This window comes from Anaerostipes sp. 494a (genome assembly GCF_001940315.1).
In the GTDB taxonomy this organism is placed as follows: domain Bacteria; phylum Bacillota; class Clostridia; order Lachnospirales; family Lachnospiraceae; genus Anaerostipes; species Anaerostipes faecalis.
The window spans coordinates 2,202,611-2,223,757 of sequence record NZ_MJIF01000001.1 but is presented as its reverse complement, the minus strand read 5'-3'; the positions used below and the strand labels follow the sequence as shown (position 1 = coordinate 2,223,757).

The window sequence follows — 21,147 nt, the reverse complement described above, 5'->3', positions numbered from 1 at the left end:
TATTTTTTTAATATACTGCAAAAAATAAAATCACAGCATTTTTATTCTATATTGTTTTAGGCACTCTGTCAAGGCAGAGTGCCTTTCCCGCTAATTTTTACTGCTGTTTTCAGTTGAAAATAATGTCTTGCTTACATTTTTCTTATCCATCAAACTGTTATATTGCAGATATTGATACTGTTTAATCAGTTTAGTATATTCATTTTCATCTTCCAAACTATGGTTTTGCCCATCTGAAGTAACATATCCATTAGCATTGATAGCCGGAATCGTCTGATTAAGATTCAGCAGAAACTCATTATACGGTGACAGCTTAAGATTTGTCTGCTCCATCATAAGACTGGCAAGATAATTTGCACTGATCAGCTGCTCATTCTTCTTTTCATCAATATCATAGTTAGCCCAGATAATATAAGGTACTGTATATTTCTTCTGCAATTCTTTTAAACTTAAACTGTTTAATGATTTTCCATACAGTAATTCATAAAATGAATCTTCCAGTTTTGGCTGATGATCTCCGAACATAACAACAATCGTCGGTTCATCCTGATTCTTAAAGTAATTTACTATTTTTTCAAAAGCACGGTCTGATTCATGAATCAGGGATAGATAACGATTGGCTGTATCTGTAGCTTTTTCATCCTGAATCTTGATTTCTTCTTTAAAATTCTTATCTGCAATTAAATATCCACCATGATTCTGAATAGTTACATTAAACAAAAATAATGGATCTCCTGCTTTTTTCTTATTAAAAATTTCAATAATCTTATTATAATCTTCGGAATCACTATACCATCCACGGAATTTTTCTCCATTTGGATTCATGGAAGTTTCATCCAGAAATTGATCAAATCCAAGAAGCGGATACACTGTATCTCGATTCCATCCATGGGCTTTATATGGATGAAAGGCTATCGTATCATAGCCCTGTTCCTTAAGCTGTGTTGCAAGACTTGGAACATTATGTTTCACAAACTGGGTATAAGCATTTCCATTTAAAGGAAGTGTTGAAACAGAATTTCCTGTAAGGAATTCATATTCTGAATTACTGGTTCCTCCACCAAAAACAGATACTAGCATATTTCCCTTAATTGTATTATCCGTTAAGCTGTTAATATAAGGCATTACCTCTTTATTTGTTTTTATCTTATTTACAACATTTAAATCAGAAAATGTCTCATTCATAATAACCACAATATTAGGCTTCTGTTTTAAATTTTTATTTTTTCCTGTTGTCACTTTATATTCATCAGCAATTTTCTCAACCTTTTCAGGACTGTATCCTTCCGGTTCAGATACGATCGTATATTGAATATTCATCAGAAAACTTAAAATATAACCATTTTGTTTATATCCTTTTTTCTGATTCCAGAAGTTGACTTTAATTCCTTTGGTTTCTAAAAAATCTGTTCTGGTCATGAAAAAGGTGCTTCCTGCTGTAGCAATTGCAACCACTGCCAATGCTATCACTCGTTTTTTCCAGTAAAAAACTTTATATGTATCCAGCTTGCAGGCAATCACACACAGGCCAAGAAGTACAACTGTTGCTACAATAGCAGGTTTGTCGTATGACAATGTATAATGGTCAGCGACATCCATTGCGGTTCCTAACGCATAAATATCTGCGGGTGTAATTGGAGTTCCTCGAAATGCCATAACAAAGTAATTTCCAATGGCTGCTGCATATAACAAAATATCCCCAACTAAAATAGAGTACTTAATGCGATTAAAAATCAGCAATAGAATTCCAAAAATAATATAATACCAGACAATGTTCATTCCATAAGCAAGTTTATTCATTACACTAATCGGGTTATAAAAAACCTTCTCCACCATATAAAAAGCCACCCACGGATTAACAATAAACAGTGCCCATGTAAGTCTGCGATTCAGTTTTTCCGGAATATCAAGAGGAATCAGAATCAGTGCAATCAAAGCAACTGCAATAGCAATAGTTAATGCAATAGCCCATTTATCAATCTGGGTTGTCCACACCCTGGTACGGATATGAATATTTTGACTGTCACCATTCACCTTAACTTTCTGGAATATTTTCCCCATTTTCTCTGATGTATACAAATATAACGGGCGGTCTTCTTTAATTCCCTTTCCCTGAATTTCCAGAGTATATAGTTCTCCTTTATTTAGTTTTTGGTTTACAATAATCTTATACCACTTTGCTTCATTTCTCTCTGTACGACGCATAGTAGCTTTCATATCTGTCAATCCATCAACTTCCAGGAGAGTTGGTGTAATATGGAAAACTGAGTTTCCATTCTGATCTTTTACATTTAAATCAATACTTCCGGCGCGTCCTGTCTGTTCGTTTCTGTCTATCATAATATCCAGACGTTCCATAGTATCCGATACTGCCTTGAATTTTTGAACTACCTTATCTCCATCCGTTACTGCTATTCTGGTATACTTGCTTTCTGGTACACCTTTTGCAACTTTCTCAGAAAACTGCTGCTTGTTGACAATAACAAGAACAATAAAAGCAAGCAGAGCAGCTACCATTACAAATTTCAGAGATTTATGTAAAAATCCATGAACCTTTCCAAACTTTTCCCCTTTTTTTCCCTGATTCTTCATTTTACTACCTTCCATTCGTTTGTTTTTTCTTATTTTTTTCTTTCCCCTTAAATCCTTATTGTTTATTAAAAGTTTCCCAGTATTTTAAAATCTTTAGTCTCTTCTCTGATTCCTGCCAGCGCATTACGAATTGCAGGATCATTTAAATTTCCAATTACATCAATATAAAATCCATATTCCCACTGTCTTCCAGGAAGCGGTCTGGATTCAATGTTGCTCATATTCACATTATTAAACATAAAATGAGTCAATATGTTATAAAGAGATCCTGATTCATGAGGTGCACTAAAACTAATGCTGACTTTCCCTGCATCCTTCCGATACTGTTTCTTTTTAGACATGATAACAAATCTTGTAGTATTGTTTTCTTCATAATTTACTTCTTCCTGTAAAACCTGAAGACCATAGATTTCTGCTGCCCGACGGCTGCAGATGGCTACTTTCGTCATATCTTTATCATCCGCCACTTTTTTAGCACTGATTGCTGTATTGGCAACCTTTACCTGATCCCAATCCCATTGATCCAGGAATTTTTTACACTGCAGAAGTCCTTGAGGGTGAGAATATACTTTCTTGATCTGATTCAGATCAGATCCTGGAAGTCCTGCCAGTACATGATGGCATTCAACTGTTTCTTCCCCTACTACACAAATATCATAATCAAGGATCATGTCATAAATACCACTGACAGTTCCGGCAGAAGTATTTTCTATAGGCAGGACACCATAATCTGCCAGCCCCTGATCCAATGTTATAACAACATCTTTAAACTCAGGAACGGAGAAGTTCTTTACATTCTCACCAAAATATTTTACCATAGCCTGTTCCTGATATGCACCTGGAATTCCCTGGTAAACAACCTTGGTATCCTCATGAATATCAAGAGCATCCACTTCTTCAAAATGTTCTTCAATATAAGTATCTGCCTGAGCTAAAATACTATATTGATACCTTCGACTGACAGACATAATCTGTAAAAATATCTCTTCAAAAGCTCTTACCATAAAAGGGTCTTCTTCATTTTCTGTCAATACATTAATTTTAGCCTTTTCTCTCACCGGATCGTAAATAGCCTTTCCAGTTCCCCTTTTATATTCTGCTACCTCTTCAGAACAAAGCATTCTTTTTTTTAACAACCTTACCAGTTGCGTATCAATATCATCAATTTCCTGTCGTATTTCTGTTAAATCTCTCATGGGTATTTTATTCCTTTTCTATTATTTCTTTTAATTCCATAACCGTTTTTCGCAATAACGGATGCATCAGATATGGTGCAATCTCTGCAAGAGGTTCTAGAACAAACAATCTTTTATGCATTTCTTTATGCGGAATGGTTAATTCTCTTTCATTCATTACCAGATCATCATACATTAAAATATCCAGATCAAGTGTTCGAGGCCCCCAGTGAACGGTTCTTTTTCTTCCTGCCTGTTTTTCAATATCCATTAAAAAGTCCAGCAGTTCCATAGGTTCCTTTAATGTATCAATTGCCACACATCCATTAAGAAAGTCATCCTGCTCTACACCACCATATGGTTTTGTTTCAATCAATCCGGATACATGCATTACTTTTGTATCCTCCTGCTCTTCAATTCGATCAATAGCATTACTGATATACTCCATACGGTCGCCCATATTGGAACCCATACCTATATAAGCTCGATGCCATCCACGGGAAATTTTTACGGAAACACTGTCTAGAGGCAGTCCTATTGGTGCCCATGGCTTCTTCACCTGAATATCCAGTTTCTTAATCAGAGGAAATTCAAGTAATAATGTTTTTGCAACTGTCTCTGCAACTCTCTCTATCAGGTCAAATGTATTTCTCTCCATTATCTCTGCAATTCGATGACAAACCTCACCATAATCAATAGAATATTCAATCTTGTCACTTACACCAGCCCGCTTTGTATCTGTATATAAAGTTGCAGACACCAAAAATTTCTGTCCTAAGACTTTTTCTTCCTTATAAACTCCATGGTTACTGTAAATTTCCAAATCCTGAATGATAATCTGATCTGCCATGTTCCTCACTCCTTTTAATGGCGGCTGATTGCCTCTATCATTGTAAGTGCCCGTTTATTTTCCTTTACATCATGAACTCTGAAAAATCGACATCCTTTCATAAAACCACACACAGTTGTTGCTACAGTTCCTTCAACTCTCTGATCAGATGGCAGATCCAGTGTAAGACCAATCATGGACTTTCTGGAAGTCCCAAGTAAAACCGGAACATCCCATTGACCTAAAATTTCCAGATGATTCATCATTTCCAGATTCTGCTCAAGATTTTTGGCAAATCCGATACCTGGATCCAACATGATCTGTTCTCTTTTCATCCCTGCTTTCATTGCCATATCCATGATTTCCTGAATATCTTCCTGAACATCCTTCAAAAAATTTCCATACTGTGTATTCTTTCTGTTATGCATCAGACAGGCAGGAACCCCACTTTCTGCCAATACTTCTGCCATGGTTCCATCCCATTTAAGTCCCCAGATATCGTTGATCATATCGACCCCTGCGTCTATTCCTGCCTTGGCAACTTTTGATTTGTATGTGTCCAGCGAAACAGGCACATCAAATTCTCTCTTCAGGGCTTCAATAACCGGAACAACCCTTTCAATCTCTTCTTCATCAGAAATCAGAGTATACCCTGGTCTTGTAGATTCTCCCCCTACATCGATTAGATCTGCCCCTTCATTTACCATCTGCTCTGCATGCTCCAATGCCGCATCTAACTGATTGAATTTACCTCCATCGGAAAATGAATCTGGTGTCACATTAAGAATTCCCATAATATATCCGTGTTTATCAGTCAAAAATTTCTTTTCTCCAATTATCATAATGTCTCCTAACAAATATAAGTATCATTTTTTTTGTCATCTGGCCAATAACAGTCTTTTCTTGCTTTACAGTGAATACAATCTCTGGAAAGTTTGTCTGCCAGATAGAACATTTCTGCAAAACTATGATCTTCTGATGCACCGGTACGATGATTTCGTATAACTTCTGTTATCACTTTAATTTCTTCCGGTTCATAATCACATTCCTTTAAAATAATTTCCGCAAGTTCGGCACCTGCTTCTTCATGAGAAATGCCTTTTTCATACTGAACTGTCCTTCCAAGATCATGAAGAAAAGCTGTACCATATATGATATCTTTCGATAAATTTTCATTTCTTTCCAAAGAAAAAATATAACAAAGTCTTGCAACTGCTAAAAAATGATTCATATCATGCCCGCAAAACTGTCTTCCCTGTTCCAGATTCTGCAGTTTTTCATATTCTTCCTTATATCTTTTGTTCCAAATAATTTTCTGGAATCGTTCCACTGTCTTACCCTCTATAGTTCATTTTGAAAAGATAATGTCCCAAATACTACGATGACATCATCTTTTTCTGATATTGTTTTTACTTCTTCCAAACATTGAGCCAACCGATCTCTTACAAACACTTTAGAATGACACTTTCTAACCATATCTGCAAGATCCTTGCTGGATAGCGCTCTTGGATTATCCGGAGCAACTGTATAAACAGAGTCTGCAAGCCATACAGTTTCCTGAATCATCTGTTCATATTCCTTGTCAGCTAATACTCCCATTATATAAATTATTCTTCGGTTTGTAAAATTTTTTTGAAGAAAATCTGCCAGGCAACGGGCACCATCTGGATTATGAGCACCATCACACAAAATGATCGGATCTTTCTGAAGTATTTCCAAACGGCCTCTCCATTTTGTCTTTCGAAACCCTTCTTCTGTCTGAAATTCACTGATACAATAATAGTTTTTAATAATATCTAAAACTTCCAATGCAACTGCAGCATTCCAGATTTGATGCTCTCCAAGCAAAGGAATCTCTATTTTTTCATACCATCTTCCACTGTTGCTTCGGTATGTAAAACTCTGTCCATTTAATGACTCCGATAAAATCCGTATTCCCTTTTTATTAACGAACTTCAATGGACAATTCTTTTCTTTGGCAACATTTTTGATTACCTGATTTGCTTCTTTTGAATTATCATATGAAATGACAGGACATCCTTCTTTAATAATTCCTGCTTTTTCATATGCAATTTTTTCAATTGTATCTCCCAGATATTGCATATGATCATAACTGATAGATGCAATAACAGTGCAAATTGGACGATCCACCACATTAGTAGCATCCAGACGCCCGCCCATTCCAGTTTCCAGTAATACCACGTCGACCTTTTTATCAAGAAAATAAAGAAAACTTAATGCTGTCTCTATTTCAAACATTGTTGGATGATTTCCCCCATCTGCAACCATTTCCTCTGAAGTTTTCTTTATTTTCTCCATATAGTAACACAAATCATCCTGCGAAATATTTTCCTCGTTGATCCGGAATCTTTCTTCATAGGAAAAGGAGGCAGGAGAAACATATCGACCTGCCCGATATCCACTTTCCCTAAATACACCTGCAAGATATGCAAGGATAGAACCTTTTCCATTGGTTCCGGCAATATGTACTACTTTCAGCTTATTTTGCGGATTTCCAAGTCGTGAAAGCAATTCTCTGATATTATCCAGCCCTAAGACACTCCCAAATTTATTTATATTACTTATAAAATCCATTGCTTCTTTATAGTTCATAACTGCCTCCAAGATTATTCGTTTATCTCTTTCTCCACAAATGCCTGCTTTATTACCTGATTCATATTGCGAACATAGATAATTTCCAGACCTTCTGTAATTTCTTCATGAAACTCTCTAACATCTTTTTCATTTGATCTTGGTACCAGAACCTTTTCTATACCAAGTCTTTTAGCTGCCAACAGCTTCTCTTTTAGTCCTCCAATAGGAAGTACATCTCCACGAATCGTAACTTCTCCTGTCATAGCCAGATTTCCATAAACCTTCATACCTGTTATCGCTGATAAGACAGCTGTAGTCATGGTAATACCTGCTGACGGTCCATCTTTCGGTACTGCTCCCTCAGGTATATGGATATGTATATCATGTTTTTCAAAATAATCTGCTTTGATTTTATATTTTCTGCTCTGGCTGCGAATATAACTGATTGCAGCCTGAGAAGATTCTTTCATTACATCTCCCAGAGAACCTGTCACCTGAATTCTTCCTTTTCCCGGCATTACATTAACTTCAATTTTTAATGTTTCACCACCAACTGATGTCCATGCCAAGCCATGAACAACTCCGATTTGATTTTTTAAAGAATCCTTTTCCCACTGATAAGGTGGGTTACCTAAATAGTCTTTTACTGCTTTTTTAGTAATTGTTACTTTTCTATGCTTTTTCAGATAAATATCCTTTGCAACTTTTCTAGAAATCTGTCCGATTCTTCGTTCCAGATTTCGGACACCTGCTTCCCTTGTATATGATGTTATCAGCAGCCGAATCGCATCTTCTTTCCATTGAATTTCTTTTTCAGTCAATCCATTGGCTTCCATCTGTTTTTTCACCAGATATTGCTGTGCAATATGAAATTTTTCATTTTCGGAATAACTTGATACATCAATTACTTCCATTCGATCCAGTAGCGGTCTTGGAATTGTCGATAAATCGTTGGCTGTAGCAATAAAAAGAACATCACTCAAATTTAATGGCACTTCCAGATAATGATCCTGAAAATGTTCATTCTGTTCTGGATCCAATACTTCCAAAAGAGCAGATGCTGTATCTCCCCGCTGATCTTTTCCTGTTTTATCAACTTCATCCAGTAATATCAGCGGATTTCGAACCTTCACTTTTTTCAATGCCTCTACAATTCTTCCTGGCATAGCCCCCACATAGGTTTTTCGATGACCACGAATCTCAGATTCATCTCTAACTCCCCCAAGAGAAAGTCGTACATATTTTTTCTCAGTTGCTCTTGCAATAGATTTTGCAATGGAAGTTTTTCCTGTTCCCGGAGGACCTGCAAGACATAAAATAGCCGCATCCTTCTTCCCGCTCATAGCACGCGCTGCAAGATATTCCAGCACTCTCTCTTTGACTTTCTCCAATCCATAATGATCTTCATCTAAAATCGAAGCTGCTTTTTCCAGATCCTCTGAATCTTTAGAAAGAGTCTCCCATGGAATTTCCAGCATAGTTTCAATATAGGTGCGAAGTACCGCATTTTCTGGACTGTTTCCTCCTATGGCCTGAAATCTTCCAATTTCCTTTTTTATTTTTTCTTTAACTTCTTTTGAAGCGTTTAACTGTTTTAACTGATTTAGAAATTCATGAGCTTCATCTTCAATATTTGTCTCTCCTAATTCTTCCCGGATAACTTTCATCTGCTCACGAAGCATATATTCTTTCTGGTTTTTATCAACATTACTTTTAACCTTCTGCTGAATACTATTTCGAAGCTTAATCAGTTCCTGTTCTTCTTCCAAAAGAATCAGCATTGTCTCACTTCGTTGCTTAAGATCCATTTCTTCCAAAATCTTCTGTTTATCTTCTATAGCAAATGGAAGATGAGTGGCTATCTGATCCAGAAGGAGTTCCAAATCTGGTTGCATCTCTATATACCCGGCTATATTCTGGTCAAGCTTACTCCAGGAATTACTGTATTTTTGAAAAGCTTCTTTCACGGCACGAGTTAGGGCTTCTTTCTCATACGGTTCAAATTTCTGCTGTTCCACATGATTATATGCAACTTCTACCCTGAATAAAGGTTCCTCTTCACAAACCTCTGTCATCTCGGCACGAAACAGTCCTTCCGCAAATACTCTAACTACATTTTGCGGCATCTTAACCACCTGTCGGATTTTAGCTAAAGTGCCTACACTATATAAATCAACGATCCCGGGATCTTCGATTGTAGGATCTACCTGATTATCTAAAAAAATCATTTGATCATTTTGCATTGCCTCTTCGATTGCTCTAATCGACTTACTTCTGGATACATCAAAATGAATCACTGTATTAGGGAAAATGTATTTCCCGCGTAAGGTAAGCATCGGTAAAATTTTCTTCATTTGATTCTCCTTTTTAAAAGAAAAACTGCTCCGATACAAGACTATCTTGTTCAAAAGCAGTTTTTTCTTCAGGCTCTTGCCTGTTTATGCAATCTCATGATTGCTTTTCTTCGTTCGTTTTTTTGGTGCAGCAGATTTTACTTTCTTTTCAGAACGCTCAACCACGGGATCTGCCCCATTTTCTACTACTTCTTTGGTAATAATGCATTTTGACACATCTGTTTCAGATGGAATCTGATACATTAAATCCATAATTTCCTTTTCTACAATTGCACGAAGTCCTCGTGCTCCTGTCTTTCTCTGTAATGCCTTTTCCGCAATTGCTTCCAACGCATCATTCTCAAATTCCAGTTCAACACCATCCATCTCAAACAGCTTCTGATATTGTTTCACCAATGCACTCCTTGGTTCTTTTAAAATACGAACCAGTGCTTCTTTATCCAATGGATTTAATGAAACATTCACTGGAACTCTTCCGATAAACTCAGGAATCAATCCAAATTTTACAAAATCTTCCGGAAGGACCTGTCTAAGCAATTCTCCCAGATCGTCCTGTCTTTTACTGACTACATCGGCGCCAAATCCAATGGATTTCTCTCCAATACGAGACTCAATGATCTTTTCCAGTCCATCAAAGGCTCCACCACAAATAAACAGAATATTTGTAGTATCAATCTGTATAAATTCCTGATGTGGATGTTTCCGTCCTCCCTGAGGCGGAACAGATGCAACAGTACCTTCAATAATTTTTAAAAGAGCCTGCTGAACACCTTCTCCAGATACATCTCTTGTAATAGATGTATTTTCAGACTTTCTTGTAATCTTATCAATTTCATCAATGTAAATGATACCATACTGTGCGCGCTCGATATCATAATCAGCTGCCTGGATAATCTTTAAAAGAATGTTCTCAACATCTTCTCCAACATATCCTGCTTCTGTCAGCGCAGTTGCATCTGCAATGGCAAACGGTACATTCAGCATCTTGGCAAGAGTCTGTGCAAGAAGTGTTTTTCCTGAACCGGTTGGCCCAAGCATTAAAATATTACTTTTTTGCAGATCAACATCTGAATCACCGCCCATAAGAATTCTCTTATAATGATTGTATACGGCAACAGAGAGAACTTTCTTTGCCTCTTCCTGCCCAATAACATACTCATCAAGAAAAGCTTTGATTTCCTTTGGCTTATTTAAATGTATTTCTGTATCTTCTGAATATTGCTCATACAGCTCTTCTTCTATAATTTCAGAGCAAATATCAATACATTCATCACAAATATAGACTCCTTTTGCCTTTGGCCCTGCAATCAGCTTTCGAACCTGATCCTGAGTCTTATTACAGAAAGAACATCTTAATATTTTTTTATCGTCATTATAATTTGCCACCAGGTTACCTCAATCTTTCTATTTATTATTGTCTGTTCTCAACAACCTTATCAATCAAACCATACTCTAACGCTTCCTGTGCATAAAGCCAGTTATCACGTTCTGTATCTTTGGCGATGGTTTCATATGACTGTCCTGTATTCTGACTTAAAATAGTATTCAATCGTTTCTTGGTTCTTAAAATATGTTCTGCAGCAATTTCAATTTCAGTTGCCTGTCCCTGTGCTCCTCCAGAAGGCTGATGAATCATAATCTCAGCATTCGGCAGAGCCAGTCTTTTTCCTTTAGCCCCTCCTGCCAGAAGAAAAGCACCCATGCTGGCAGCCATACCCATACACATGGTAGACACATCACATTTTACATACTGCATTGTATCGTAAATTGCCATTCCTGCAGTTACAGATCCCCCTGGACTGTTAATATACAAATTAATATCTTTATCCGGATCTTCAGATTCCAGGAATAATAATTGTGAAACTACTAAACTTGCAGTTGTATCGTTTACTTCTTCTCCTAAAAAGATAATTCTTTCTTTCAGCAGACGGGAATAAATATCATAAGATCTTTCTCCTCTGCTTGTCTGTTCAATGACATAAGGTACTAAACTCATACTGCATCCTCCTAATTTTTGCCTATTTTGATTCTGCTACAAGGAAGTCAACAGCTTTCTGAACTGCAATATCAGCCATCATCTGATCTTTCTGTGGTCCCTGAATCATTTTTTCCAACTGTTCAGCTTCCATCTGATACATAGCTGCCATCTTATCCAGTTCTTCTTTGAAGTCATCTTCACTTGCTTCAATATTTTCTGCTTTTACAATTGCTTCTAATACCAGGCGTGTTTCAATTCTCTTCACTGCCTGTGGTTTCATATCATCTGCAAATTTCTGTGCATCCATTCCTGTAAACTGGAAGTACTGTTCCAGATTCAGTCCCTGATAGCTTAATCTCTGAGCAAATTCTTCAGTCATCTGCTGAACCTGTTCTTCAATCATTGCTTCCGGGATATCCATAGATGCATTTTCAACAGCAGTATCTACGATTTTGTTTTCTCTTTCTGTTTTAGCCTGTGCTTTCTTTTCTTCACGGATCTTTTCTTTAATATCTGCTTTATAGTCTTCTAATGTTTCAAATTCAGATACTTCAGATGCAAATTCATCATCTAATTCCGGAAGTTCTTTTTCTTTGATTGCTTTGATTTTTACTTCAAATACAGCTTCTTTACCTGCTAAATCAGGTGCATGATATTCTTCAGGGAAAGTTACATTAATAGCTGTTTCTTCGTTTAATTCTTTTCCAATCAGCTGATTTTCAAATCCTGGAATAAATGCTCCTGAACCGATAACCAAAGTCTGATCCTCAGCTGTTCCACCTTCAAATTTCACACCATCAACAGATCCTGAATAATCAATTGTCAGAATATCTCCATCTTTTACAGCTCTGTCTTCGATTGTGATTTCTCTTGCGTTCTGTTCCTGAACTTTCTTTAATTCTTCATCGATTTCATCTTTTTTAACAGTAACTCTTGTTTTTGCTACTTCGATACCTTTGTATTCACCTAAAGTTACTTCTGGTTTTACTGCCAGTTCAGCTGTAAAAATAAATGGTTTTCCTTTTTCTAACTGAACTACATCAATTTCAGGTCTTGAAACAATATCCAGATCACAATCTTTCATTTCTTCTGCATATGCATCTGGAATCAGAATATTTGCTGCATCTTCATAGAAGATTTCAACTCCATATTCTTTTTCAATTAATTTTTGTGGTACTTTTCCTTTACGGAAACCAGGGATATTAAACTGATTTTTCTTTTTGTTAAAGGCTTTTGTAATTGCTGCATCTAATTTTGCTGCATCTACTTCGATTGTAACCTTTACCATATTATGCTCTAAGTTCTCCACTTGCAAACTCATCTCTATAAATCCTCCTAAAAATTATTATCATATTGTATTTTCACAAACATTCAATTATTATAGCATAAGCCTTACAGACTGTACAACTACTTCTTTGCTTAATTTTCGTTTTTTTCTTTGTAAATATAGGCATTGGATGTTCTTAACACTCTTGGTGCCTTACTGATAATACTGACTGTAAAAGTATCTCCATCCTTTAAATCCTTCTTTGATACTTCTAAAAGGTGTTCATTATGATATGTCGTATTAATCTGCATATCACCAACTGATACTTCACAGTAGTTTGTAAAATTATCACCTACAATAAATACACTGTCCTCTGTCTCATAAGCTTTGGTAACTACCAGATCCTTAATTCCAAATGTAATATCCGTAGCTTTAAATGGATTTTCCTGATTCCAGATATAGCGTTTTCCATATAACATATCATATTGAAGTTCTTTCATATCTTTCTGATAGTTTTTCGTACCTTTTCTTGTCTGATGAAAACTATTCATGATTCCATTATGAATATTACATTTATCAAGAATCTCTGAGCCCAGATCATATGCCTCAATAACACCATCTTCTTTTTTCAGATTCATATTATCCCAGATAAAGTAACTTGTCTCATATTTATTTCCATAAGTAAGATCATTATCCTCAATTTCCAGACTAGGAAGATGATCACCATACATCACAAGAATTGTTTCTTCATTTCTTTTTTCCAGAGATTTTACCAAACGTCCTACAAACTGATCCATCTGATAAACCTGATTTGCATAATAAGTATATTTGTTCCTTAAGGCTTCATCTTCTATACCGTTAACTGTGATTTCCGGATTTTCAATAATTTCTGTTGTTGGATAATCTCCATGACCCTGTACAGAAATACAGTAAATATAATCCTGATTTTCTGTAGAATCCAGACTGTCATTAATACAGCTGGTAAGAATCAGATCTTTTGCCCATCCGTTTTCTGTCCATTTCTTAATATTCATACTTTCCTTTGTAGTAAAAGTATCAAATCCCAGTTGTGAAAAGACCAAATCTCTGTCATAGAAAGCTGCACTGTTATTATGAATAGCATGTGCTGTGTATCCATAAGATTTCAATACAGTTGCCATACTTTCTGTAGTAGTATCCTGAAGAACAGTCTTGTACGGATATTCTGCTGCTCCAAAATGATCCAGGTTCATTCCTGTGATGGTTTCAAACTCAGAGTTAGCAGTTCCTGCTCCATAAGATGGCATAGACAACTGTCCGGAAGAATAACCTTTCATGTATTTATGGAAGTTCTCCAATGGATCTTTATTAAAAGAAATCCCTTTTACCTGTGTAATATCAAAATGTGATTCCAGCTGAACAAAAATGATATTAGGTGTTTTTACCTTCTCATTGTTCTTCTTTTCAGCTGCTTCTTTTTTAGCAATTTCATCGTTAGTCCGCTTCTCGATACTTTCGATCTTTTTCTCTGAATAATCAGACGGTTTCTCAATTCCATTCTTCAATGCTGTAATGGAAAAGCAATAAGGAGTACCGTAATCACTAAAAGCTATTCTGATATTATGAATCTGATCCACCAGCATTCCTGATTTGAATCCATAGATTGTTGTTCCTGCAAATACCACAACTATAAAAAGCATCTTCACAATTCCGGTTTTTCGGTTCAGATTCTTCTCCATAGGAAGATACATATAGGAAACAACCAGAAGAACAAGAAGAATCAAAATCAGTGTTCCCATGGATGCAATCTCCATAGGACTAAAATAATTAGTCATAACCGGCAGTACTGATTTCATCAGCGTAATATCAACATAAGTAAATGGTGTATTTCTTGAGCTCAGCATCATGAAATTAACAATTCCAACAATACTCCAAAGCAAAGTTACTATTATATAAGTAAAAAGTCTTCTCTTTACAATAAACACAATCGAATATGTTAAAAAGATAATCAGAACACTATATATGAACATTTTACTTCGTTGATCGACAAATCCTACTGCACTTAAATCAAAAGTCTGGCGTCCGAGAACTTCCAAAAGGAAAGCCATTACCACTGATAAAATAATATTACAAAAGAAAGGATGATTTCGAAGCTTTTCGACAATGATCATACCTATCTTTTTCCCTTTTTGCTGTATATTAAAAAAAGCCTTCATACTTTTCTCCTTATGATACAAAATTTTCTTTCTTCTATTTCATTACAATCATCGTAATATTATACCATTCCTGCAGAAAAGTATCTAGTTTTAACTTCTTAAAAAAATATTAAATATTATTTTTTTCTAAACATTTTCCTTATTATTTGACTTCCTAAAACATACATGATACCATTCTACCGTTGGAGGTTTTGGGTTTTGAACATCCGGCAAAATCTATAGAAAGGAGTTTATTAGTGTACGAAGCGCCATGCACCTTCCTGATACGGAAACAGCAGATTAATTCTCTGCAATCGGAAGGTTAACGAGGTGGAAAGTGATCGAAAAATTCGGCGGATGCTTTCCCGTAGCCCCGGTCTATGTGATATACTGCACAAAGCCATGAGTAATCATGAAACAAAAGCAGTATAATCCGGGCAAAACCGCATATGAATAAAAAACAAGTTAACACTGGAAATATTATGAAGAAAAAAATAGTTTGCTCTTCATTATTTCGCTATGTCAATTTTAATAAGGAGATTTTTATTATGTGTGGAATTATTGGATTTACTGGTAAACTGCAGGCAGCAGAAATTCTGGTAGGAGGTCTTGAACAGTTAGAATATCGAGGCTATGACAGTGCCGGAATTGCAGTAAACGAACAGGAAACTACAAAAATCATTAAAACAACTGGTAAAGTTTCACAGCTTCGTGAAAAAGTTGAAAATGCAGAAGATATCAGTGGAACATGTGGAATTGGTCATACACGCTGGGCAACTCATGGTGGAGTTACCACAAAAAATGCTCATCCTCATGTGTCAGGGAATATTACTTTAATTCATAACGGAATTATTGAAAACTATAAAGAACTGGCTGCATCTTTAAAAACAAAAGGATATACAGCAGTTTCAGAAACAGATACAGAAGTTGCAGCAATGTTAATCGATTCTCTGTATAACGGAGATCCTTTTGCTACTTTAAAAGAAGCTGATAAAATTCTGGATGGAGCTTACGGCTTCTGCGTTATGTTTAAAGATCATCCAGGAGAAATCTACTGTATGCGTAATGCAAGCCCTCTGGTAGCAACTTCTACAGAAGATGGTGCATTTATCGCATCTGATATGGTAGCTCTGTTAAAATATTCCAAAGATTATTTTGTTGTTCCAGAGGAACATATCGTGGTATTAACAAAAGACGGAATCAAATTATACACTATGGAACAGGAAGAAATCGAACCAAAAATGCTCCATGTAGACTGGGATACAACTGCTGCTCAGAAGGGCGGTTATGACTTCTTTATGCAGAAAGAAATTTATGATCAGCCGGAAGCACTTCACAATACTGTTATGCCTCGTCTGCACAATGGTCATGCAGATTTTACTGCAGATGGCATTTCCGATGATATTTTCAAAGGAATTAACCGTATTATTGTAACAGCCTGCGGAACTGCAATGCACTCTGGTCTGATTGGAAGAACATTGATTGAATCTATGCTTCGTATTCCTGTAACTGTAGAATTATCTTCCGAATTCCGTTACATGAATCCAATCTTAGATGAACATACTTTAGTTATCGTTGTAACCCAATCCGGAGAAACTGCTGACTCTCTTGCAGCACTTCGTCTGGCAAATGAACGTGGAGCAAAAACAATTTCTATCGTAAATGTAAAAGGATCAAGCATTGCCCGTGAAAGTGATTATGTACTTTATACACATGCAGGCCCTGAAATTGCCGTTGCAAGTACAAAGGCATTCTCTGTACAATGTGCAGGTATGTATCTGATTGCTCTGAAACTGGCTGAAATCAACAATATGATGACAGAAGAAGAAATGCAGGAATACTGTAAACATTTTGAAGAAGCCATTAATACCGTTGAGGAAGTCCTGAAAATGGATGATTATATTAAGTCCATTGCAGAAAAAATCAAAGATACTTTCTCTGCATTCTATCTTGGAAGAGGCTTAGACTATGGTATTGCAAGTGAAGGTTCATTAAAATTAAAAGAAATCTCATATGTAAACTCCGAAGCATACAACGCCGGAGAATTAAAACATGGAACCATTTCTCTTGTAACAGAAGGCGTACCAATCATCGCCATCGCAACACAGGATCATGTTTTATCTAAACTGATGGCAAACGTTGAAGAAACAAAAGCCCGCGGAGCACATGTAATTATGGTAACAGATAAAGACATGACCAAGTATGAAGGATTATATGATGACCTGATTCAGGTACCAGAAGTAGACGATAAATTCGGAACCTTCGGCGTAACCGTAGCATTACAGTTACTGGCATACCATGTAACTGTATTCAGAGGATACGACGTAGACCAGCCAAGAAACCTGGCAAAATCTGTAACAGTAGAGTAACTCCAAAAGAACCCACTAGGAACGGCTTCCGCGCTTCGCTTGTGCAGATTGTTCCTGCGTGGGTTCTTTTTCCGCATAATCATAGTATTACCCTAGAATACTCTGCATTGAACACTTAATGAATTCGAGCCTTCGGCGATGAATGAATTTAGTGAGAAAGCCGTTCCCGAGACTCAGCGGATCCGAGCCATCTGCGAGAGATAAGCGCTAGTCGAGTGGAACTTCCTTGTAAATTCTAAGGGGCGTTGCATCTTGCAACACCCCCCTTTGTCTACAGTCTGACAATAACGTTATTTTTTGTTTGAATCTTCATTATCATTTGTATTATTGTTTTTAGAAAATCTCTTTTTATTCAGTATAATATCTTCCCAATGCATCTGCTCCCATGATTGCCGCATATACATCATCCGGTGTTACTTCAAATGGCATATTTCCCATAGTATCATCTTCTGCGCAGGAAAGTTCTGCCACTTCCATAATTTGCTCTGGTTTTACTTCTGTAATTCCAAGTTCTTTTAAGGTAATCGGAAGGCCGGTTTCTGTACAGAAATCAATGACTTCCATAATTTCATCTTCCCCTGCATCTTCCAGCACCAGCTGTACCAGAGTGCCAAATGCAACTTTTTCTCCATGATAGAGTTTATGAGTTTCCGGTATTGCCGTCAATCCATTATGAATTGCATGTGCACCAGCCAAACCTCCACTTTCGAATCCAATTCCAGATAAATATGTATTTGCTTCAATAATATTCTCTACCGCTTTTGTACAAATTCCTTCTTTTACTGCTGTCATTGCCTGAATACCGCTATCTATCAATGTATTGTAGCACAATTCTGCCAGATTCATTGCAGCCAGAGTACATTTTCCGCCAACACAGTTGGAAGCATCGGATCGTTTACATGCTCTTGCTTCAAAATAAGTTGCTAGTGCATCTCCCATACCGGAAATCAATAGCCTTGCAGGGGCTTTGCTGACAATACCTGTATCAACCAAAACCATATTTGGACTGGATGGCAGGAATAAATATTTCTCAAATACCCCTTCATCTGAATAAATAACAGATAAAGCACTACATGGAGCATCCGTAGAAGCAATAGTTGGAACGATAATCACCGGTTTGTGCATATAATAAGCTACTGCTTTAGCAGTATCATGGATTTTTCCTCCACCAATACCAACAATGATATCACTTCCCACACCTTTTACTACTTCAATCAGACGATTGATTTCTGTCATACAGCATTCTCCATTGAACACATCATATGTGATCTCTGTATCGCCTTTTCCTTCATTGATAGAAGGTTCTACTCTTTTTCTTCCTGAAGCACTAGTCAATACAAACAGACTTTCTCCAAAATTCTTTGCATATTCACAAAGATTCTTTAATTCTCCTTTTCCCTGAATATAACGAGTTGGACTACCGATAATCTGTGCCATAATACACCTCCATCATAAATGTTCTAACCTTTGTTATAATTATAACATTCATTATAACAAAAAGAAACCGGATGAAACAAAACATCCGGTTTCTCTTAATAACTTATGTCATCTTCATTTTATCCGATAACATCGCTCATGTCATACATACCAGCCGGTTTCCCTGCCAGATAAAGTGCCGCGCTTACTGCACCTTTTCCAAAAATAGCTCTGGAATAAGCTGTATGCTTTAATTCAATCACTTCATCCTGTCCTGCAAAGATGATTTCATGTTCACCTACAATGGTTCCTCCACGTACTGCAGAAATACCGATTTCTTTCTTTGGTCGCTGCTCTCTTCTCTGGCTGCGATCATAGACGAATTCATATTCATTGTCCAACGGTTCATTTACTGCTTCTGCAAGAGCTAACGCTGTACCTGATGGAGCATCCAGCTTTCTACGATGATGTTTTTCAACAATATCAATATCAAATCCTGCATCTGCAAGGAGTTTTGTCATGGATTTTAATAACTTAACCAATGTGTTAATTCCCAGTGACATATTGGCAGAACGTAAAATAGCAACTTTAGTACTTGCTTCTTTTACTTTTTCCAGCTGTTCATCACTTAATCCTGTTGTACAAAGAACCAATGGAATCTGCTTTTCCACTGCATAATCAACAAGAGCATCCACTGCTGGTGCTGCTGAAAAATCAATGATAGCATCAATATCAACATTACAATCTGCAAGATTGGTAAATACCGGATAGTCATTATGTCCATCATCCTGACAATCCACTCCTGCTGCCATTACAGCATCATCTGTTTCTTCAATAATCTTACTAATTACCTGTCCCATGACTCCATTGCAGCCATGCATCATAATTTTTGTCATCTTCTGTTTCTCCTTAAAGAATACCTGTTTCTTTCATTGCCTTTATTAAAAGTTCTGCATTTGCTTCTTCCATTTCTGTCAATGGACGTCTTAAAATATCACGACAATATCCCATCTCAGCCACTGCACGTTTTACAGGAATCGGATTTACTTCACAGAATAATTTATGAATAACTTCAAGATATTTTAACTGAATATCTTTACTTCCTTCAACATCCCCTTCCAGGAACTTCATGACCATATCATGAGTTTCTCTTGGTGCCACATTGGAAAGTACAGAAATAACACCTTTTCCTCCTAGAGATAATACCGGAAGAACCTGGTCATCATTTCCGGAATAAATATCCAAATCTCCCTGGCTTTCATATGCAACAGTAGCAACCTGTGACAGGTCTCCGCTGGCTTCTTTGATAGCAACAATATTTTCAGCTGTCCTTGCAATCTTTACAGCTGTCTTAGGCTGAATATTAGTTCCTGTTCTTCCCGGAACATTGTACATAATGATCGGAACATCAACTGCACCGGCAATTGTTGTATAGTACTCTTCCAGACCACCCTGTGTTGCTTTGTTATAATATGGAGTTACAACCAACAGTGCATCAGCACCAACCCCCTGTGCTCTCTTTCCAAGAGATAATGCTTCTTCGGTACAATTTGCACCGGCACCTGCAATAACAGGAACACGTTTATTTACATGAGAAACGCAAGCTCCGATTACTTCAATCTGTTCATCGTGGCTCATGGTAGAAGCTTCTCCTGTAGTACCACAGATAATGATACTATCTGTTCCATTATCAATCTGAAAATCGATAAACTTTTCAAGCTGATCGTAATCAACTGATAAATCTTCTTTAAAAGGTGTAATTAATGCAACACCAGCACCTGTAAATATTGACATATTCTTTTCCTCCTATCATCTTATGTAGAAATATATCTAACGACATACATTATTTATTTTTTAAGATTCTTTTACTGTATTAATACAATAGGCTGCATCAACATAATCTATGAGTTCTTCTGGCAAACTTCTTCCTGTCATAATAACCTCAAGCTCCTCATCCCTGTTTTCCAGAAGCTCAATGAGATTTTCCGGCTTAATAAGCTCCAGATCCAAAAGCCCAAGTACCTCATCAAGTACAAGAACATCACACTGCCTTGTATCAATAACCTTCTGAGCATACTTCAGCCCATTAAAAATATAATGGTCCTGATCTTTCTTCTCCTCTTCACTAAGATTCATGTACTGTTTTTCATACTTTTCAAATCTGAAAAGCTGAACTTCCGGTTCTAATCTTCTGATAAAGCTGATTTCCTCTGTATCTTTTCCTTTAAGGAACTGCACGATAATAACCTGCTTATCCTGACCTGCCGCTTTTACACAATGACCTATAGCACAGGATGTTTTTCCCTTTCCTGAACCATAGTATGCTTCCACTCGTCCTTTCATCTTTTCACCTCAAAGAATCTTCCTTTTGTAATATTGATTTATTATATCATTTTTA

At 36.7% G+C, this 21,147-nt stretch carries 16 protein-coding genes; 1 reads left to right on the top strand and 15 read right to left on the bottom strand.

All coding sequences use genetic code 11. The features are described 5' to 3' along the window. Positions 1–90: 90 nt before the first annotated feature. The 11 genes from BHF70_RS11165 to BHF70_RS11115 form a co-directional block, all read right to left on the bottom strand. On the bottom strand, positions 91–2,592 hold the full coding sequence (locus BHF70_RS11165) for an LTA synthase family protein (protein WP_075760287.1): 2,502 nt from the start codon (positions 2,590–2,592) through the stop codon (positions 91–93). A 65-nt stretch (positions 2,593–2,657) separates the two neighbouring features. Further along, complete coding sequence (locus BHF70_RS11160) at positions 2,658–3,788, bottom strand: bifunctional chorismate mutase/prephenate dehydratase (protein ID WP_075760286.1); 1,131 nt, start codon at positions 3,786–3,788, stop codon at positions 2,658–2,660. A 7-nt stretch (positions 3,789–3,795) separates the two neighbouring features. Continuing rightward, positions 3,796–4,617, bottom strand: a complete 822-nt coding sequence (folK, locus tag BHF70_RS11155; protein ID WP_075760285.1) for a 2-amino-4-hydroxy-6-hydroxymethyldihydropteridine diphosphokinase — start codon at positions 4,615–4,617, stop codon at positions 3,796–3,798. 14 nt (positions 4,618–4,631) lie between these two features. After that, positions 4,632–5,438 (bottom strand): dihydropteroate synthase, encoded by an 807-nt coding sequence (gene folP, locus BHF70_RS11150; RefSeq protein WP_075760284.1) that lies wholly within the window; start codon positions 5,436–5,438, stop codon positions 4,632–4,634. Positions 5,439–5,446: 8 nt separating this feature from the next. After that, positions 5,447–5,926, bottom strand: coding sequence for an HD domain-containing protein (locus tag BHF70_RS11145; RefSeq protein ID WP_075760283.1), 480 nt, complete (start codon positions 5,924–5,926; stop codon positions 5,447–5,449). 11 nt (positions 5,927–5,937) lie between these two features. After that, a complete protein-coding gene (locus BHF70_RS11140; RefSeq protein WP_075760282.1) occupies positions 5,938–7,209 on the bottom strand; it encodes a bifunctional folylpolyglutamate synthase/dihydrofolate synthase in 1,272 nt (423 codons plus the stop codon). Between the two features lie 14 nt (positions 7,210–7,223). Then, positions 7,224–9,545 (bottom strand): endopeptidase La, encoded by a 2,322-nt coding sequence (gene lon, locus BHF70_RS11135; protein ID WP_075760281.1) that lies wholly within the window; start codon positions 9,543–9,545, stop codon positions 7,224–7,226. 84 nt (positions 9,546–9,629) lie between these two features. Next, complete coding sequence (gene clpX / locus BHF70_RS11130) at positions 9,630–10,931, bottom strand: ATP-dependent Clp protease ATP-binding subunit ClpX (protein ID WP_075760280.1); 1,302 nt, start codon at positions 10,929–10,931, stop codon at positions 9,630–9,632. Positions 10,932–10,956: 25 nt separating this feature from the next. Next, complete coding sequence (gene clpP, locus BHF70_RS11125; protein WP_075760279.1) at positions 10,957–11,541, bottom strand: ATP-dependent Clp endopeptidase proteolytic subunit ClpP; 585 nt, start codon at positions 11,539–11,541, stop codon at positions 10,957–10,959. A gap of 22 nt (positions 11,542–11,563) precedes the next feature. Beyond that, positions 11,564–12,844 (bottom strand): trigger factor, encoded by a 1,281-nt coding sequence (gene tig, locus BHF70_RS11120; RefSeq protein ID WP_075760278.1) that lies wholly within the window; start codon positions 12,842–12,844, stop codon positions 11,564–11,566. 98 nt (positions 12,845–12,942) lie between these two features. Further along, entirely contained in the window at positions 12,943–14,985 is a 2,043-nt protein-coding gene (locus BHF70_RS11115; protein ID WP_075760277.1) for an LTA synthase family protein, read from the bottom strand. Between the two features lie 527 nt (positions 14,986–15,512). Here BHF70_RS11115 and glmS point away from each other — a divergent pair. Beyond that, positions 15,513–17,333 (top strand): glutamine--fructose-6-phosphate transaminase (isomerizing), encoded by a 1,821-nt coding sequence (gene glmS / locus BHF70_RS11110; RefSeq protein ID WP_075760276.1) that lies wholly within the window; start codon positions 15,513–15,515, stop codon positions 17,331–17,333. 348 nt (positions 17,334–17,681) lie between these two features. On the opposite strand, the gene BHF70_RS11105 is transcribed toward glmS, so the two are convergent. The 4 genes from BHF70_RS11105 to BHF70_RS11090 form a co-directional block, all read right to left on the bottom strand. After that, positions 17,682–18,770 carry a glycerol dehydrogenase gene (locus BHF70_RS11105; protein ID WP_075760275.1) on the bottom strand — a complete coding sequence of 363 codons (1,089 nt, stop codon included), beginning with the start codon at positions 18,768–18,770 and terminating at the stop codon, positions 17,682–17,684. Between the two features lie 119 nt (positions 18,771–18,889). Beyond that, on the bottom strand, positions 18,890–19,645 hold the full coding sequence (gene dapB, locus BHF70_RS11100; protein WP_075760274.1) for a 4-hydroxy-tetrahydrodipicolinate reductase: 756 nt from the start codon (positions 19,643–19,645) through the stop codon (positions 18,890–18,892). Between the two features lie 13 nt (positions 19,646–19,658). Beyond that, positions 19,659–20,543: a 4-hydroxy-tetrahydrodipicolinate synthase gene (gene dapA / locus BHF70_RS11095; RefSeq protein ID WP_075760273.1), complete on the bottom strand. Its 885-nt coding sequence runs from the start codon at positions 20,541–20,543 to the stop codon at positions 19,659–19,661. 60 nt (positions 20,544–20,603) lie between these two features. Further along, complete coding sequence (locus BHF70_RS11090) at positions 20,604–21,092, bottom strand: cob(I)yrinic acid a,c-diamide adenosyltransferase (RefSeq protein WP_075760272.1); 489 nt, start codon at positions 21,090–21,092, stop codon at positions 20,604–20,606. Positions 21,093–21,147: the final 55 nt, after the last annotated feature.

What these genes read in the sequence shown, in the direction of transcription:
- BHF70_RS11090 (WP_075760272.1), bottom strand. Translation starts at nt 21,092, where the DNA reads ATGAAAGGACGAGTGGAAGCATACTATGGTTCAGGAAAGGGAAAAACA.
- BHF70_RS11140 (WP_075760282.1), bottom strand. Translation starts at nt 7,209, where the DNA reads ATGAACTATAAAGAAGCAATGGATTTTATAAGTAATATAAATAAATTT.
- clpP (WP_075760279.1), bottom strand. Translation starts at nt 11,541, where the DNA reads ATGAGTTTAGTACCTTATGTCATTGAACAGACAAGCAGAGGAGAAAGA.
- dapB (WP_075760274.1), bottom strand. Translation starts at nt 19,645, where the DNA reads ATGACAAAAATTATGATGCATGGCTGCAATGGAGTCATGGGACAGGTA.
- BHF70_RS11165 (WP_075760287.1), bottom strand. Translation starts at nt 2,592, where the DNA reads ATGAAGAATCAGGGAAAAAAAGGGGAAAAGTTTGGAAAGGTTCATGGA.
- BHF70_RS11105 (WP_075760275.1), bottom strand. Translation starts at nt 18,770, where the DNA reads ATGGCACAGATTATCGGTAGTCCAACTCGTTATATTCAGGGAAAAGGA.
- lon (WP_075760281.1), bottom strand. Translation starts at nt 9,545, where the DNA reads ATGAAGAAAATTTTACCGATGCTTACCTTACGCGGGAAATACATTTTC.
- folP (WP_075760284.1), bottom strand. Translation starts at nt 5,438, where the DNA reads ATGATAATTGGAGAAAAGAAATTTTTGACTGATAAACACGGATATATT.
- BHF70_RS11115 (WP_075760277.1), bottom strand. Translation starts at nt 14,985, where the DNA reads ATGAAGGCTTTTTTTAATATACAGCAAAAAGGGAAAAAGATAGGTATG.
- BHF70_RS11160 (WP_075760286.1), bottom strand. Translation starts at nt 3,788, where the DNA reads ATGAGAGATTTAACAGAAATACGACAGGAAATTGATGATATTGATACG.
- folK (WP_075760285.1), bottom strand. Translation starts at nt 4,617, where the DNA reads ATGGCAGATCAGATTATCATTCAGGATTTGGAAATTTACAGTAACCAT.
- glmS (WP_075760276.1), top strand. Translation starts at nt 15,513, where the DNA reads ATGTGTGGAATTATTGGATTTACTGGTAAACTGCAGGCAGCAGAAATT.
- tig (WP_075760278.1), bottom strand. Translation starts at nt 12,844, where the DNA reads ATGAGTTTGCAAGTGGAGAACTTAGAGCATAATATGGTAAAGGTTACA.
- dapA (WP_075760273.1), bottom strand. Translation starts at nt 20,543, where the DNA reads ATGTCAATATTTACAGGTGCTGGTGTTGCATTAATTACACCTTTTAAA.